The 18139-nt window shown below is 69.8% G+C and carries 1 protein-coding gene; it reads left to right on the top strand.

Going from position 1 to position 18139, the window contains the following annotated elements; all coding sequences use genetic code 11:
- Positions 1–2: 2 nt before the first annotated feature.
- Positions 3–17996: a non-ribosomal peptide synthetase gene (locus D7V77_RS10060; protein ID WP_147452031.1), complete on the top strand. Its 17994-nt coding sequence runs from the start codon at positions 3–5 to the stop codon at positions 17994–17996.
- The last annotated feature ends 143 nt before the right edge of the window (positions 17997–18139 follow it).

Here is an 18139-nt window from a genome sequence, read left to right as displayed (position 1 = left end):
TGATGCCCGTGGGCCCGGAGGATTTGGCCTACGTCATCTACACCTCCGGCAGCACCGGACGGCCCAAGGGCGTCGCTGTCCACCACCGCGCGTTGATGAACCTCGTCTCCTGGCACCAGCGCACCTACGCGCTGACGCCCAAGGACTCCACGGCCCTCACCGCGGGCGTCGCCTTCGACGCCTCCACCTGGGAGGTGTGGCCTTCCCTCGCCTCTGGCGCCAGCCTCGTCGTCCCGCCCGACGCCGTGCGTGCGGAGCCATCCCAACTGCTGCAATGGCTGGCACGCGAAGCCATCACCACCTGCTTCATGCCCACGCCTCTGGCCGAGGCCGTGCTGCGTGAGGAGTGGCCTCGCCCCATCGCCCTGCGCGCACTGCTGACGGGCGGAGACGCCCTGCACCACGGGCCACCTCCTTCAGTGCCCGCCGCCCTCTTCAACCACTACGGGCCCACCGAGAGCACTGTCGTCGCCACCTTCACCCCCGTCATGCGCGACGACGGCACGCGGCCCCCCATCGGCCGGCCCATCGCCAACACCCGCACCTACGTCCTCGACGCCAACCTTCAGCCGGTGCCCGTGGGTGTCCCCGGTGAGCTCTTCCTCGCCAGTGAGGGCCTCGCCTGGGGCTATCTGGGCCAGCCTGCGCTGAGCGCTGAGCGCTTCATCCCGCACCCCTTCTCCTCCACGCCGGGTGCCCGCCTCTACCGCACCGGTGACGTCGTGCGCTGGCGCGCCGACGGACAACTGGACTACCTCCAGCGGCTCGACTTCCAGGTGAAGGTGCGTGGTTTCCGAATCGAGCTGGGCGAAATCGAAGCCTCCCTCCTCGCTCACGCTTCCGTGCGCGAAGCCGTCGTCCTCGCTCGTGAGGACGTCCCCGGGGACAAGCGCCTCGTCGCCTATGTCGTAGGTGAGGCGCTCGATGTCTCCGTCCTCCGCGCCCACCTCAAGCAGCACCTGCCCGAGTACATGGTGCCCGCCGCCTTCGTCCCCCTGGACGCGTTGCCTCTCAACGCCAACGGCAAGGTGGATCGCAAGGCCCTCCCCGTCCCGGACGCTTCGCCGCTCGCGGACTTCGTCGCTCCTCGCGACGCCACCGAAGAGAAGCTCGCGGGCGTCTTCGCCCAGGTGCTGCGCGTGGAGCGCGTGGGCATCCACGACGACTTCTTCGCGCTCGGAGGCCACTCCCTGCTGGCCACCCAGCTCGTCTCTCGCATCCGCGCCACCTTCGATGCGGAGCTGCCTCTGCGCTCTCTCTTCGAAGCCCCTACCGTCGCCGCCCTTGCTGAGCGCCTGCGTACCGCCACGTCCGGCTCACGCCTGCCACCGCTCACCCGCGCCACCCACGACGGCCCGCCGCCACTGTCCTTCGCCCAGCAGCGCCTGTGGCTGCTGGACCAACTCCAGCCAGGCAGCGCCGCGTACAACATCCCCGCGGCCCTTCGCCTGAAGGGCCAGGTGGACATCGAATCCCTGCGCCGTGCGTTCGAAGCGCTGGTCGCCCGGCACGAGACGCTGCGCACCACGCTCGTCCAGCATCAGGGCCAGCCCGCGCAGCACATCCACGCGCCCACTGCGTGGACGATGCCTCTGCTCGACGTGTCCTCACTGCCCGAGCCCCAGCGGGAAGAAGAGGCGCGGCGCCTCGCGAACGTGGAGGCCCTGCGGCCCTTCGACCTGGAAGCCGGTCCGCTGCTGCGCACGTCCCTGGTGCACCTGGGCGATGCGGAGCACCTGCTCCTCGTGACGATGCACCACATCGTCTCTGACGGCTGGTCCATGGGCGTCCTCGTTCGTGAGCTCACGGCGCTCTATGCGGCGTTCGACGCGGATCAGGTGCCTGCCCTCGCGCCGTTGCCCGTGCAGTACGCGGACTTCGCCGTCTGGCAGCAGGCATGGCTCCAGGGCGAAACACTGGAGGCCCAGCTCGCCTACTGGAAGGAGAAACTCGCGGGTGCTCCCGCCGCGCTGGAGCTGCCCACGGACCGTCCGCGTCCGCCCGTGCAGTCGCATCGGGGTTCGACGGTCCCCTTGCGGCTCGCACGGCCCGTGTCCGATGCGCTCAAGGTCCTGGCCCAGCGTGAAGGCGCTACCCCCTTCATGCTGCTGCTGGCCGCCTTCCAGGTGCTCCTGTCGCGCTACTCCGGACAGGACGACATCAGCGTGGGCACGCCCATCGCCGGCCGCACGCAGGCGGAGACCGAAGGCCTCATCGGCTTCTTCATCAACACGCTGGTGTTGCGCGCCCGCGTCCAGCCGGAATCCACCTTCCGCGAGCTGCTGGCCCAGGTGCGAGGCACCACACTCGCCGCCTACGAGCACCAGCATCTGCCCTTCGAGAAGCTCGTCGAAGCGGTGCAGCCCGTGCGCGACCTGAGCCGCAGCGCGCTCTTCCAGGCGATGTTCGTCTTGCAGAACGCGCCCACCGAAGCCCTGAGCGTGCCGGGACTGTCGTTCGAACAGCTCCCGCTCGAATCGGCTTCGGCGAAGTTCGACCTGACGCTGACGCTGCAGGAGTCGCCCCAGGGCTTCATGGGCGTCCTGGAGTACAGCAGCGATCTCTTCGACGCATCGACCGCCCAGCGCATGGTGGGCCACTTCGGCGTCCTGCTGGAGGCCATTGCCGCTCAGCCGGGCTCGACACTCTCTCGCCTGCCGCTGCTCACCGCTCCGGAGCGACAGCAACTGCTCGTCGATTGGAACAGGACGGACGCGGAGTTCCCGCGCGACACCTGCTTCCACGAGGCCTTCACGGCCCAGGCCCTTCGCACGCCTGCGGCCCTGGCCGTCGTCTGCCTCGACCAGCAGCTCACCTTCCAGGAGCTGGACGCGCGCTCCAACCAACTGGCGCACCGGCTGGTGAAGCTGGGCGTCGGCCCCGACGTGCGCGTGGTGCTGTGCGTGGAGCGCTCCGTGGAGGCCCTCATCGGCATCCTTGGCATCCTCAAGGCCGGCGGCGCGTACGTGCCGCTCGACTCCCGCTATCCGCGCGAGTGGCTCGCCCACGTCCTCACGGATACCGGCGCGCCCGTGGTGCTCACCCAGCAGCGCTTGCGCGACGCCCTGCCGCCGCACACGGCGCACGTCGTCTGCCTTGACCTGGACGTGGCGGACTTCGACGGGGAATCCCGCGAAGCGCCCGGCGTGGCCGTGTCTTCCGAGCAACTCGCCTACGTCATCTACACGTCCGGCAGCACCGGCCGCCCCAAGGGCGTGATGATCCAGCACCGCTCCGTGATGAACCTGCGGCAGGGGCTGGCCACCACCGTGCACCAGGGCCGAAGCACGGCGGAGCGGGTCAGCGTCAACGCCCCGCTGTCCTTCGACGCCTCCGTCCAACAGCTCGTGCAGGTGCTCGACGGCCACACCCTCTGCATCGTCCCCGACGAGGCCCGCGCCGACGCCAGTGAGCTGGTGAAGCGCATCGGTCACGACGCGCTGGACGTCCTCGACTGCTCTCCCGCGCACCTGCGCCTGCTGGTGGATGAAGGCCTGTTGGAGAAGGACACCCTCCCCCGGCGCGCGCTGGTGGGCGGCGAGGCGGTGGATCCCGGCACCTGGAGCCGCCTGGCCCAGCACCCGCGTCTGCGCGCCTTCAACGTCTACGGCCCCACCGAGTGCACCGTCGACGCCACCGCCTGCGCCTTCGACGCCTCTCCCATTCCCACCATCGGCCGGCCCCTGCCCAACGTCCGTGCGTACGTGTTGGACAAGTCCCTGCGCCCGGTGCCCGTGGGCGTCGCGGGTGAGCTCTTCCTCGGCGGTGAAGGCGTGGCGCGCGGCTACCTCAACCGCCCCGACCTGACCGCGGACCGCTTCATTCCGGATGCCTTCACCTCCACGCCCGGTGCACGCCTCTACCGCACGGGCGACGTGGTGCGCTGGCGCGTGGACGGGATGCTCGACTACCTGGGCCGCGCCGACTTCCAGGTGAAGGTCCGCGGCTTCCGCATCGAGCTGGGTGAAATCGAGTCCACGCTCCTCAAGCATCCCCAGGTGCATGCCGCCGTGGTTCTGGCCCGCGAGGACATCCCCGGCGACAAGCGGCTCGTGGCCTACGTGGTGCCTGCGGAAGGCACGGACTCCGCACTGACGGCGGACGTCCTCAAGGACTGGCTCAAGCAGTTCCTGCCGGAGCACATGCGGCCCTCCACCTTCCTGGTGCTGGAGGCCCTGCCGCTCAACCCCAACGGCAAGGTGGACCGCAAGGCCCTGCCCGCGCCCCAGGGCACCGCGCTCGCCTCCACCTACGTCGCGCCGCGCACCGCCGCCGAGGAGCAGCTCGCCGCCCTCTTCACGCAGGTGCTGCGCGTGGAGCGCGTGGGCATCCACGACGACTTCTTCGCGCTCGGAGGCCACTCCCTGCTGGCCACCCAGCTCGTCTCTCGCATCCGCGCCGCCTTTCGCACGGAGCTGCCGTTGAGGGCCCTCTTCGAGGCCCCCACGGTCGCCGCGCTCGCCCAGCGCCTCCAGGTCCAGACGCCGAGTCTCCGCCTGCCCCCACTCACCCGGACGGCCGAAGAGGGGCCGCGGCCGCTGTCCTTCGCCCAGCAGCGCCTCTGGTTCCTGGATCAGCTCACTCCAGGAGATGCGTCGTACAACCTCCCGACGGCGCTCCGGCTGACGGGCCAGGTGGACGTGGAGTCCTTGCGCCGCGCCTTCGAGGCGCTCGTCACCCGTCACGACTCCCTGCGCACCACCTTCCGCGAGCACCAGGGACAGACCGTCCAGCACGTCCATGCGCCCGCTACGTGGGGCTTGCCGCTCGTGGACCTGTCCGCGCTGCCCGAGGCCCAGCGGGAAGCCGAAGCCCGGCGGAAGGTCGAAGAGGATGCGCACCAACCCTTCCACCTGGAAGCGGGGCCGCTGCTGCGCACCGCCCTCGTGCGGCTGGCGGCCGAGGAACACCTGCTCCTGGTGACGATGCATCACATCGTCTCCGACGGCTGGTCCATGGGCGTGCTCGTCCGGGAGCTGGTGACGTTCTACGAGGCCTTCACCCAGGGCATCGCGCCGGACCTGTCACCGCTGCCCGTGCAGTACGCGGACTTCGCGGCGTGGCAGCGCCAGTGGCTCCAGGGCGAAACGCTGGGGACCCAGCTCGCCTACTGGAAGCAGCAGCTCGCGGGGGCGCCCTCCGCGCTGGAATTGCTGACGGATCATCCGCGTCCGTCCATCCAGTCGCATGAAGGCGCGGCCCTCTCCATCCAGATTCCGAGGGAGACGTCCGAAGCCCTCAAGGCGCTGGCCGGACGCGAAGGCGCCACGCCCTTCATGGTTCTGCTCGCGGCGTACCAGGTCTTCCTGTCGCGCTACGCCGGCCAGGATGACATCAGCGTGGGTTCCCCCATCGCCGGACGCACCCAGGCGGAGACCGAGGGCCTCATCGGCTTCTTCGTCAACACGCTCGTCCTGCGCGCACGCGTGGAGCCGATGGCGACCTTCCGCGAGCTGCTGGCCCAGGTGCGAGGCACCACGCTCGCCGCCTACGAGCACCAGCACCTGCCCTTCGAGAAGCTCGTCGAAGCCGTGCAGCCCGCGCGCGACGCGAGCCGCAGCCCGCTGTTCCAGGTGATGTTCGCGCTGCAGAACGCGCCCACGGAGGAGCTGCGCGTCCCGGGCCTCGCCTTCCGGCAGGTGGCCGCAGAGGCGCGCTCCGCCAAGTTCGACCTCACCCTGACGTTGCAGGACTCGGCGCAGGGGTTCGTCGGGTGGCTGGAGTACAGTACCGCGTTGTTCAAGCAGGGCACGGTGGAGCGGATGGCCCGCCACCTGCGCACCCTGCTGGAGGCCGTGGCCTCAAGGCCCGAGCAGTCCGTGGCCGAGCTGACGCTGCTCTCTCGCGAGGAACGCCAGCGCATCCTCGTGGACTGGAACGACACGACCGCCGCCAGTCCCACGGACGTGCCCGTCCACGTCCACTTCGCCCGGCAGGTCCAACGCACTCCTGACGCAGTGGCCCTCGAACAGGGTGACGCCACGCTGACGTACGCGCAGCTCGAAGCCCGTGCCAACCAGCTCGCCCATCACCTGCGCGCGCTGGGCATCGTCCCGGGTGCGCGCGTCGGCGTCGCCATCGAGCGCTCGTTCGAGCTGGTGACGGCGCTCCTCGCCATCCTCAAGGCGGGCGCCGCCTTCGTGCCCGTGGACCGCAATGCGCCCGTGGAGCGCATCGCCACCTTGCTGGAGGACGCGGACGTCGGCGTCGTCCTCACCCACCAGCCCTTCGCCTCCAAGCTGCCCGCTTCCGGCACTCGCGTCTGGCTGGACGCGCAGCAGGACGTCATCGCCGCACGGCCCACGCATGCGCTCGACGTCTCCGTGGAGGGAGAGTCTCTCGCCTACGTCATGTTCACCTCGGGCTCCACGGGGCGTCCCAAGGGCGTCTGCGTGCCGCACCGGGGCATCACCCGACTGGTGCTCGGCAGCACCTTCATGCGCTTCGGGCCGGATGAGGTCTGGCTCCAGTTCGCGCCCGTCGCCTTCGACGCCTCCACGCTGGAGATGTGGGGCGCGCTGCTGCATGGCGCGAAGCTCGTCCTCGCTCCGCCCCATGCGCTCTCCCTGGAGGAACTGGCCACGCAGCTTCGCCGCCACCGGGTGTCGGCGTTGTTCCTCACGACCGCGTTGTTCGAACAGATGGCCCTGCACCAGGGTGAAGTGCTCGCGGGCGTGAGTCAGCTGCTCACCGGCGGTGAGCTGATGCCCTGGGCTCGCTTGCGCGACCACCTGGCGCGGCTCCCCGATGACGCGACGCTGATGCACGCGTACGGCCCGACGGAGAACACGACCTTCTCCACCACGCTGCCGTTGCATCGGGGAGCGGTGGTGGAAGGTCCGGTGTCCATCGGCCGGCCCATCCCCAACTCCACCGCCTACGTCCTGGATGCCCACCTGCACCCGGTGCCCGTGGGCGTCGCGGGCGAGGTGTACGTCGGTGGCCCGGGCCTCGCCTGGGGCTACCTGCACCGCCCCGACCTGACCGCGGAGCGTTTCGTCCCCCACCCCTTCACTTCCATTCCGGGCGAGCGGCTCTACCGCACGGGCGACAAGGCCCGCTGGTTGGAAGACGGCACGCTCGACTTCCTGGGCCGCGTCGACTTCCAGGTGAAGGTGCGCGGCTTCCGCATCGAGCCAGGCGAAATCGAGACCGCCCTTCACGCGGCGCCAGGCGTCAACGAGGCGGTGGTCGTCGTCCGAGGTGTCGACACGGACAAGCGCCTCGTCGGCTACGTCACCGCGCACGACGGGCACGCCCTGGAGGCGGATGACCTCAAGGCCCACCTGCGCCGGCACCTGCCCGAGTACATGGTGCCGTCGGCCCTCGTGGTCCTGGAGGCCCTGCCCCTCAACGTCAACGGCAAGGTGGACCGCAAGGCCCTGCCCGAGCCGGAAGACACGTCGCGCTCTGTCGGATTCGTCGCGCCGCGCACCGCCACCGAGGAGCAGCTCGCGGCCCTCTTCGCCGAAGTGCTCCGCGTGGAGCGAGTGGGCATCCAGGACGACTTCTTCGCGCTCGGAGGCCACTCCCTGCTGGCCACGCAGCTCGTCTCACGCGTGCGGGCCACGTTCGCCGTGGAACTGCCCCTGCGAGCCCTCTTCGAAGCACCGACCGTCGAGGGCCTCGCGCCGAAGCTGGACGGAGACGGGGCCGCGACGCTCCGCGCACCGCCGCTGCGGCCCGTCGCGCGTGAAGGAGCCATTCCGCTCTCCTTCGCCCAGCAGCGCCTCTGGCTGTTGGATCAGCTCCAGCCGGGTGATGCGTCTTACAACATCCCCACGGCGCTGCGGCTGACGGGCCAGGTGGACGTGGAGTCGTTGCGCCGCGCCTTCGAGGCACTCGTCGCCCGCCACGAGTCCCTGCGCACCACGCTCTCCGCTGCGCACGAAGAGCCGTCGCAATGCATCCAGCCGCCCTCTGGCTGGGAGCTGCCCGTCATCGACCTGACGTCCCTCCCCGAATCGCAGCGTGAGGAGGAGGCCCGGCGCGCGGCGGCGACGGAGGCCCATCGTTCCTTCCGGCTCGCCACGGGCCCGCTGCTGCGCAGCACGTTGGTGCGGCTGAATGAAGCGGAGCACCTGCTGCTGGTGACGATGCATCACATCGTCTCCGACGGCTGGTCCATGGGTGTCCTCGTCCGCGAGCTGGCGGCCTTCTACGAAGCCTTCAGCGAGGGGAAGGCGCCCTCGCTCGCGCCGCTGCCGGTGCAGTACGCGGACTTCGCGATGTGGCAGCGCCAGTGGCTCCAGGGTGAAGCGCTGGACGCACAGCTGGGTTACTGGAAGCAGCAGCTCTCCGGGGCCCCCGCCGCGCTGGACCTGCCCACGGATCGCTCGCGGCCGCCCGTGCAGTCACACCGCGGTGCCACGCTGGACGTGCGCATCCCCACCCAGCTCTCCGAGTCCCTCAAGGCCCTGGCCCAACGCGAAGGCGCCACGCCCTTCATGCTGCTGCTGGCGGCCTTCCAGGTGCTCCTGTCGCGCTACTCGGCGCAGGACGACATCAGCGTGGGTTCGCCCATCGCGGGCCGCACCCAGGCGGAGACCGAAGGCCTCATCGGCTTCTTCGTCAACACCCTGGTCCTGCGCGCCCAGATGGATCCGCGCGCGACGTTCCGCGAGCTGCTGGCCCAGGTGCGAGGCACGACGCTCGCGGCCTACGACCATCAGCACCTGCCGTTCGAAAAGCTCGTGGAAGCCGTGCAGCCCACGCGCGACCTGAGCCGCAGCCCTCTGTTCCAGGCCATGTTCGTCCTGCAGAACACGCCCACCGAGACACTGCGTCTGCCGGGATTGTCCTTCCAGACCCTGCCGCTGGAGTCCCACTTCGCGAAGTTCGATCTCTCCCTCGGTCTGCGTGAAAACCGGAACGGATTCGCCGGCACGCTGGATTACGCAACGGACCTGTTCGACGCGGCGACCGTCCAGCGGATGGCCGGACACTTCGGTGTGTTGCTGGAAACCATCGCGAAGCAGCCGGACACGCGACTGGGCGACTTGCCGCTGCTCACGGACGCTGAGCGCCAGCAACTCCTCATCGAATGGAACCCGCCTGCCTCGCAGGTGCCTCGGGAGTCCAGCATCCCCGCGATGGTGGAAGCGCAGGTGCATCGCAGTCCGGATGGACTGGCCGTCATCACGCCGGAGCGGCAGCTGACGTACCGGGAGCTGGACGCGAAGGCGAACCAGCTCGCGCACCGGCTGCGCGGCCTGGGCGTCGGGCCCGAAGTCCGTGTCGGCCTCTGCGTCGATCGCACCGAGGACCTTGTCATCGGAGCACTCGGCATCCTCAAGGCTGGCGGCGCCTACGTGCCGCTGGACCCCAGCTACCCGCGTGAGCGCTTGGGCTGGCTGCTGGAGGACGCCCAGGGCCCTGCACTCGTCGCGCACTCCCATCTGCTTTCCGCTCTGCCCGAGACCACCGCCACGCCGGTGTGCCTCGACTCGGACGCGGAGCTACCCACGCAGCCGACGACGTCTCCGCTTGTGGACATCCACGCCGGCCACCTCGCCTACCTGATCTACACTTCCGGCAGCACCGGCCGTCCCAAGGGCGTCGCCATCTCCCACGGCAACGCCGTCTCCTTCCTCCACTGGGCCTTGGAGACCTTCTCGCCGGAGGAGTTGAAGGGGACGCTCGCTGCGACGAGCCTCAACTTCGACCTCTCCGTCTTCGAGCTCTTCGCGCCGCTCTCCAGTGGTGGTGCGGTGGTCGTGGCACGCAACGCCTTGCACCTGGCGGAGCTGCCTACGGCCTCCCACGTCACCCTCGTCAACACCGTACCCTCCGCCATGGCTCAGCTGCTGCGTCTGGGCGCGGTGCCGCCGAGCGTGCGCGTCATCAACCTCGCCGGTGAAGCCCTGCCGGAGACGCTGGCGAAGCAGGTCTACGCAGTGCCCACGGTTGAGAAGCTCTTCAACCTCTACGGGCCTTCCGAGGACACCACCTACTCCACTGCCTCCCTCGTCGGTCGGGACGAAGTGCCACTCATTGGCCGCCCGCTCCCCGCGACGCGTGCCTACGTGTTGGACGCGTCTCTCCAGCCGGTGCCCGTGGGTGTCGCAGGTGAGCTGTACCTCGCGGGTGAAGGCCAGGCTCGTGGCTACCTGCTTCGCCCGGAGCTCACCGCGGAGCGCTTCGTCCCCGAGCTCTTCGGGCCTCCCGGCGGCCGCATGTACCGCACGGGCGACCGCGTCCGTTACCGCCTCGACGGGCGCCTGGAGTACCTGGGCCGCATCGACTTCCAGGTGAAGGTGCGCGGCTTCCGCATCGAGCTGGGCGAAATCGAAGCCGCGCTCCGCCGCGCCCCGGGACTCAAGGACGTTGTCGTCGTCGCCAAGGGTGAGGCCGCCGACAAGCGCCTCGTCGCCTACGTCACGCCCAAGGCCGAGGCCTCCCTGGAGGTCGAGTCCCTCAGGGCCCACCTGCGCCAGTGCCTCCCCGAGTACATGGTGCCCGCCGCCTTCGTCGTCCTTCTCTCCCTGCCCCTCAACTCCAATGGCAAGGTGGACCGCAAGGCCCTGCCGGAGCCGGAGGCGCAGCAGGCAGGCAGCACCTACGAAGCACCGCGCACGCTCACCGAGGAGCAGCTCGCGAACCTCTTCGCCGAAGTCCTCCGCATGGAGCGAGTCGGTGTGCGGGACGACTTCTTCGCCATGGGAGGCCACTCCCTGCTGGCCACCCAGCTCGTCTCGCGCGTGCGGGCCACGTTCGAGGTAGAGCTGCCGCTGCGGGCCCTCTTTGAAGCCCCCACCGTTGAAGCGCTCGCACCGAAGCTCGCGGGCGCCCGGTCCGCCGCGCTCCGTGCACCTCCGCTGCAGCCTTCGCCGCGCGAAGGCGTCATTCCGCTGTCCTTCGCCCAGCAGCGACTCTGGCTGTTGGATCAACTCCAGCCGGGAGACATCTCCTACAACATCCCCACCGCCCTGCGGCTGACGGGACAGGTGGACCTGGAGTCCTTGCGCCGCGCATTCGAGGCGTTGGTGGACCGCCACGAATCGCTGCGCACCACGCTCTCCGCGGCGCACGAAGAGCCGTCGCAATGCATCCAGCCTCCCTCCGGTTGGGAGCTGCCCGTCATCGACCTGACGTCCCTCCCCGAGTCGCAGCGTGAGGAGGAGGCCCAGCGCGCTGCGGCCACGGAAGCCCTGCGTGCCTTCGACCTCTCCACGGGCCCGTTGCTGCGCAGCACGCTGGTGCGGCTGGGACAGGATTCGCACCTGTTGCTGGTGACGATGCACCACATCGTCTCCGACGGCTGGTCCTTGGGCGTCCTCGTCCGGGAAGTGGCGGCCTGCTACGAAGCCTTCAGCACCGGCCGCGCTCCCGTCCTCCCGCCACTGCCCGTGCAGTACGCGGACTTCGCCATGTGGCAGCGAGGCTGGCTCCAGGGTGAGTCCCTGGACGCGCAGCTGGGCTACTGGAAGCAGCAGCTCGCGGAGGCTCCGTCCGCGCTGGACCTGCCCACGGACCACCCGCGTCCGCCGGTGCAGTCTCGTCGGGGCGCCACGGTGGACGTGCGCATCCCGTTGGAGGTCTCCCAGGCCCTGAAGGCCCTGGCCCGGGATGAAGGCGCCACGCCCTTCATGCTGCTGCTCGCGGCCTGGCAGCTGCTCCTGTCTCGCTACTCCACGCAGGACGACATCAGCGTGGGCACGCCCATCGCGGGCCGCACGCAGGCGGAGACCGAGGGCCTCATCGGCTTCTTCGTCAACACGCTGGTGCTACGCGCCCACGTGCAGCCGCAGGACTCGTTCCGACAGCTGCTCTCCCAGGTGCGCGGTACGACGCTCGCGGCCTACGAGCACCAGCACCTGCCCTTCGAGAAGCTGGTGGAGGTCCTCCAGCCCGCGCGAGACCTGAGCCGTAGCGCGCTCTTCCAGGCGATGTTCTCCCTGCAGAACACGCCCATGGAGACGCTCCGACTGCCTGGACTCTCCTTCCAGACCGTCCCGGTGGACACGCGGTCCTCCAAGTTCGACCTCACGCTGACGTTGCAGGAGTCGCCCCAGGGCTTCGGCGGAACATTGACGTACGCCACGGACCTCTTCGATGCGTCCACCATTCAGCGCATGGCGGGCCACCTGGGCGTGTTGCTGGAGGCCATCGCCGCCCAGCCGGACGCGACGCTCGCGAGCCTGCCGCTACTCACCGCTCCGGAGCGGCAGCGGCTCCTCGTGGATTGGAATGGCCCCAGCGCTGAGTTCCCTCGCGACCTCTGCCTCCATGACGCCTTCAGCGCCCAGGCACTCCGCACGCCTGACGCGCTGGCCGTCATCTGCCGCGAGGAACAGCTCACCTTCCGTGAGTTGGACACGCGCGCCAATCAGCTTGCGCACCGGCTGGTGAAGCTGGGCGTCGGCCCCGACGTGCGCGTCGTGCTCTGCGTGGAGCGCTCCGTGGAGGCCCTCGTCGGCATCCTCGGCACTCTCAAGGCCGGTGGCGCCTACGTCCCCATCGACCCCAGCTACCCGCGTGACTGGCTCGCCCACGTCCTCCAGGACACCGGCGCTCCCGTCGTCCTCACCCAGCAGCGCCTGCGCGACTCGCTTCCTCCTCACTCCGCGCACACCCTCTGCCTGGACTCCGACTCCGCGGACCTCTCACGTGAGCCCGCGCACGCGCCTGTGACGCATGTCACGCCGGAGCACCTCGCCTACATCATCTACACCTCCGGCAGCACCGGCCGCCCCAAGGGCGTGATGATTCAGCACCGCTCCGTGCTCAATCTTCGCGTCGCTCTCGCCGCCACCGTGCACGCGGACGCACGGCCAGGGGAGCGCGTCAGCGTCAACGCGCCGCTGTCCTTCGATGCCTCCGTCAAGCAGCTCATCCAGGTGCTCGACGGCCACACCCTCTGCATCGTCCCAGACGAGGCGCGCGCCGACGTCGGTGAGCTGGTGAAGCGCATCGGTCACGACGCGCTGGACGTCCTCGACTGCTCTCCCGCCCACCTGCGCCTGCTGGTGGATGAAGGCCTGCTTGAGCGCAAGGCCATCCCCCACCGCGTCCTCGTGGGCGGTGAAGCCGTGGACCCCGCCACCTGGCGCCACCTCGCCCAGGCCCCTCGCCCGCGCGTCTTCAACGTCTACGGCCCCACCGAGTGCACCGTCGACGCCACCGCCTGCGCCTTCGATGCGTCTCCGACTCCCACCATCGGCAGGCCCCTGCCCAACGTCCGCGTCTATGTGCTCGACCGCACGTTGCGCCCCGTGCCCGCGGGCGTCGCCGGGGAGCTCTTCATCGGCGGTGAGGGCGTCGCGCGCGGCTACCTCAATCGGCCGGAGCTGACCGCGGACCGCTTCATCCCGGATGCCTTCTCCTCCACGCCCGGTGCACGCCTCTACCGCACGGGCGACGTGGTGCGCTGGCGCGCGGACGGGATGCTCGACTACCTGGGCCGCGCCGACTTCCAGGTGAAGGTGCGTGGCTTCCGCATCGAGCTGGGTGAGGTCGAAGCCGCGCTCCTCAAGCATCCCCAGGTGCACGCCGCCGTGGTGCTGGCGCGCGAGGATGTGCCCGGCGACAAGCGGCTCGTCGCCTACGTGGTGCCTCCGGAAGGCACGGAGTCCGCGCCCACGCCCGAGTCCCTCAAGGACTGGCTCAAGCAGCTCCTGCCCGAGCACATGCGCCCCTCCGCGCTCCTCGTGCTGGAAGCGCTGCCGCTCAACACCAACGGCAAGGTGGACCGCAAGGCCCTGCCCGCCCCCCAGAGCGGCGCACTCGCCTCCAGCTACGTCGCCCCGCGCACTCCCACCGAGGAGAAGCTCGCGTCCATCTGGGCAGGAGTCCTACGCCTGCCTCAGGTGGGCGTGACGGATTCCTTCTTCGAACTGGGCGGGCACTCACTGCTGGCTACCCAGGTCGTGTCGCGCGTGCGCGCCGGGTTCAACGTGGAGCTCCCGCTGCGTGCCCTCTTCGAGTCCCCCACCGTGGAAGCACTCGCGGTTCGCCTCTCGGGACTCACCCGCACGAGCACTTCGCCGCTCACCCGCGTCTCGCATGACGGTCCGCTGCCGCTGTCCTTCGCCCAGCAGCGGATGTGGCTCATTGATCAGCTCGAACCGGGCAGCCCCCTCTACAACATGCCCGTCGCCGTCCGGCTGGAGGGCCACCTGCGCGCGGACATGCTCGATCGCGCGCTGCAGGAAGTCGTGCGCCGACACGACGCCCTGCGCACCACCTTCACCCAGGTGGCCGGAGAGCCGGTCCAGCGCATCCACTCCGACAGTCCGGTGCCCCTGGGGCTCGTGGACCTCTCGGATCTGCCGGAGGCGCAGCGCGAGCCCGAGACGCGGGACCGAGTGGACGCGGAGATGCGCCGGCCCTTCGACCTGCGCACCGGTCCGCTCATCCGCACGCTGCTCTTCAAGCTTTCCGAGCGTGAGCACATCCTCGTCGTCACGATGCATCACATCGTCTCCGACGGCTGGTCGCTGGGTGTGCTCGTGCGGGAAGTCACCGCCCTCTACGCGGCCTTCTCCGCTGGGCTGCCGTCGCCCCTGCCTGCGCTCTCCGTGCAGTACGCGGACTACGCGGACTGGCAGCGCCGCACGCTTTCGGGTGAGACGCTGCGTCAGGAGATGGCCTACTGGGAGGGGAAGCTCTCCGGTGCGCCAGCCGTGCTGGAGTTGCCCACCGACTTCCCCCGCCCGGCCGTCCGGAGCACCGCGGGTGCGACCCTCGGCTTCACCCTGTCGCGTGAGTTGACGGAAGCCCTGCGGAGCCTGGGCCACCGTGAAGGCGGTTCGCTCTTCATGGTGCTGCTCGCCGCCTGGCAGGGCCTGATGTCGCGCTACACGGGCCAGCAGGACCTCAGCGTGGGCTCGCCCATCGCGGGCCGCACGCGCGCGGAGACGGAAGGCCTCATCGGCTTCTTCGTCAACACCCTCGTCCTGCGCGCGAAGGTGGACGAAGGCCAGTCCTTCCAGGCGCTGCTCCAGCAGGTGCGCGCCACGGTGCTGGAGGCCTACGAGCACCAGGAGGTGCCCTTCGAGAAGCTGGTGGAGGTCCTGCAGCCGACGCGCAGCCTCAGCCACACGCCGCTGTTCCAGACGCTGCTCGCGCTCCAGAACGTGCCCACGGAGCACGTGCATCTGCCGGACCTCCGGCTGCGAAGGCTGGAGGCCACCCACTCGACGTCGAAGTTCGACGTGAGCGTCTTCTTCACGGAGACGTCCGAAGGGCTGCTAGGCACGCTGGAGTACAGCACCGCCCTCTTCAAGCAGAGCACCGTGGAGCGGATGGCCCGCCACCTGCGCACGCTGCTGGAGGCCGTGGCCGCGAAGCCCGAGCAGCCCATGGCCCACCTGCCGCTCCTCTCCAACGACGAGCGCCAGCGCCTCCTCGTGGAGTGGAACGACACGGGCGTCACCAGCCCGACGGAGGTTCCCGTCCACGTCCACTTCGCCCGGCATGCCCAGCGCACGCCCGACGCAGTGGCCCTGGTGCTGGGCGACGTGACACTGACGTATGGGCAGCTGGACGCACGCGCGAACCAACTGGCGTGGCACCTGCGCGCCCTGGGCATCGCCCCGGGTGCGCGCGTGGGCCTCGCCGTCGAGCGTTCCTTCGACCTGGTGACGGCGCTCCTCGCCATCCTCAAGGTGGGCGCGGCCTTCGTCCCCGTGGACCGCAATGCTCCCGTGGAACGCATCGCCATGCTGCTGGAGGACGCGGACGTCGGAGTGGTGGTCACGCATCAGCCCTTCGCTTCGTTGCTCCCTGCCACCGGCACCCGCGTCTGGATGGACTCCCAGTCCGAGGAGATCGCCGCGCGGCCCACGCATGCGCCCGACGTTGGCGTGGACGGCGAAGCCCTGGCCTACGTCATGTTCACCTCGGGCTCCACGGGCCGTCCCAAGGGCGTCTGCGTGCCTCACCGGGGCATCACCCGCCTGGTGCTCGGCAACACCTTCATGCGCTTCGCGCCCGACGAAGTCTGGCTCCAGTTCGCACCTGTTGCTTTCGATGCCTCCACGCTCGAAATCTGGGGCGCGCTGCTGCACGGCGCGAAGCTCGTCCTCGCTCCGCCGCACTCCCTCTCCCTGGAGGAACTGGCCGCCCAGCTGCGCCACCACCGCGTGACGTCCCTGTGGCTCACCGCCGCCCTCTTCGAGCAGATGGCCCTGCACCAGGGCGAAGCGCTCGCGGGCGTGCGCCAGGTCCTCGCCGGTGGCGATGTGCTGCCCGCCGCCCGTGTGCGCGAACACCTCGCGCGTCTTTCGGACGGTGCGACGTTCATCAACGGCTACGGCCCAACGGAGAACACCACCTTCTCCACCACCTTCTCCATGCAGCACGGCACGCGCGTGGAAGGAGCCATCCCCATTGGCCGGCCCCTCTCCAACTCCACTGTCTACGTGCTCGACGCGCACCTGCACCCGGTGCCCGTGGGCGTCGCGGGTGAGGTGTACGTCGGAGGCCACGGCCTGGCCTGGGGCTACCTGAATCGTCCCGAGCTGACCGCGGAACGCTTCTTCCCCCACCCCTTCGCGTCCACGCCGGGTGAGCGCCTCTACCGCACGGGCGACCAGGCCCGTTGGAGGGAGGACGGCACCATCGACTTCCTGGGCCGCGTCGACTTCCAGGTGAAGGTGCGTGGCTTCCGCATCGAGCTGGGCGAAGTCGAAGCAGCTCTGCGCTCCGCCGCCGGCGTCAACGAGGCCATCGTCGTGGCTCGGGGCGCCGACGCGGACAAGCGCCTTGTCGCCTACGTCACCGCGAGCGAAGGCCACTCGCTGGAAGCGGACACCCTCAAGGTAAGCCTCAAGCAGCGGCTGCCCGAGTACATGGTGCCGTCGGCCGTCGTGGTGCTGGACGCCCTGCCCCTCAACGCCAACGGCAAGGTGGACCGCAAGGCACTGCCGGAGCCCGACGCCCACGCCGTCGAGGCCCGGGACTTCGTCGCTCCCCGCGACGCGCTTGAAATGCAGCTCGCTCGCATCTGGGAGGACGTCCTCGGCGTCCGCTCCGTCGGCGTCCGCTCCAGCTTCTTCGAACTGGGCGGCCACTCCCTTCTCGCCGTGCGCATGCTCGCGTCCATCCGTGAGCGTCTCGGCCTGAGCCTCCCTCTGTCCGTCCTCTTCCAGCAGCCCACCATCGAGCAGCTCGCGCAGGTGCTCCGCGATGACTCACAGGACTGGACGCCCCTCGTCCCGCTGGAGCGCGGAGAGCCCGGGCACCGGCCGCTCTTCCTTGTCCACCCGGGCGGCGGCAACGTCCTCGCGTACTCGGAACTGGCGCGCCGCCTGGGGCCCTCGCTGCCCGTCTACGGCCTCCAGTCGCGTGGCCTCGACGGACGGCCCGTCGCCGAATCCATCGAGGAGATGGCCACCCTCTACATCGACGCCATCCGCACGGTGCAGCCTCACGGCCCCTACCAACTGGGAGGCTGGTCTCTCGGCGGCGTCATCGCCTACGAGATGGCCCGTCGCCTGCGCGAGGCCGGTGAAGCCGTGGACCTGCTCGCCCTCATCGATGCCCACGTCCACGGCCTGACGAAGCCCACTCAGGAAGCCACGCACCTCGACTCCGAGGCCCGCGCAAGGCTCGCCTTCGCCCATGCCACCGCCACCGCCTTCGGCCAGATGCTCTCCGTCCCGGACGAAGCCCTGGCACAGGGCGACGACGTGATGCTGGACCACCTGCTGCAGGAAGGACTCCGGGCGCGCATCCTCGACGCGCAGTCCGGCCCGGCCCAGCTGCGTGCCCTCTTCAACGTCTTCCGGGCCAACCTCTTCGCCCACGAGAAGTACGTGCCCCAGCCGTACGACGGCACCGCCCTGCTCCTGAGCGCCAGCGAAGCCGCTGCCGATGTCCCGCGTCACCGCGGGTGGGAGCCCCTGGTGCGAGGCGGGCTGGAGGTGCACGACGTCGCCGGTGGCCACCACGAGCTGATGCAGGACCCGCACCTCGGGTCTGTCGTCGAGCGCCTGCGTGAGGCGCTCGCGCGGGTCTCCGGTACCGCGCCCCGGCAGTCCACGGGGAGCTGACTCAGGGGGTTGGAGTGAAGCGAGCCAGGGAGGAGACGCTGGGTGCAGGTCTCACCCCGGAGGACATCTGACGTCCTTCCCTCCCTGGCTTCGGGGAACCAGAACAATCCCGTAAATACTCGAATTCATTCGAGTGGGTGCTT

The organism is Corallococcus sp. CA041A (assembly GCF_003612075.1).
Taxonomy (GTDB): Bacteria; Myxococcota; Myxococcia; order Myxococcales; family Myxococcaceae; genus Corallococcus; species Corallococcus exiguus.
The sequence above is the reverse complement of the archived record's forward strand: the minus strand, read 5'-3'. Positions and strand labels throughout refer to the sequence as shown.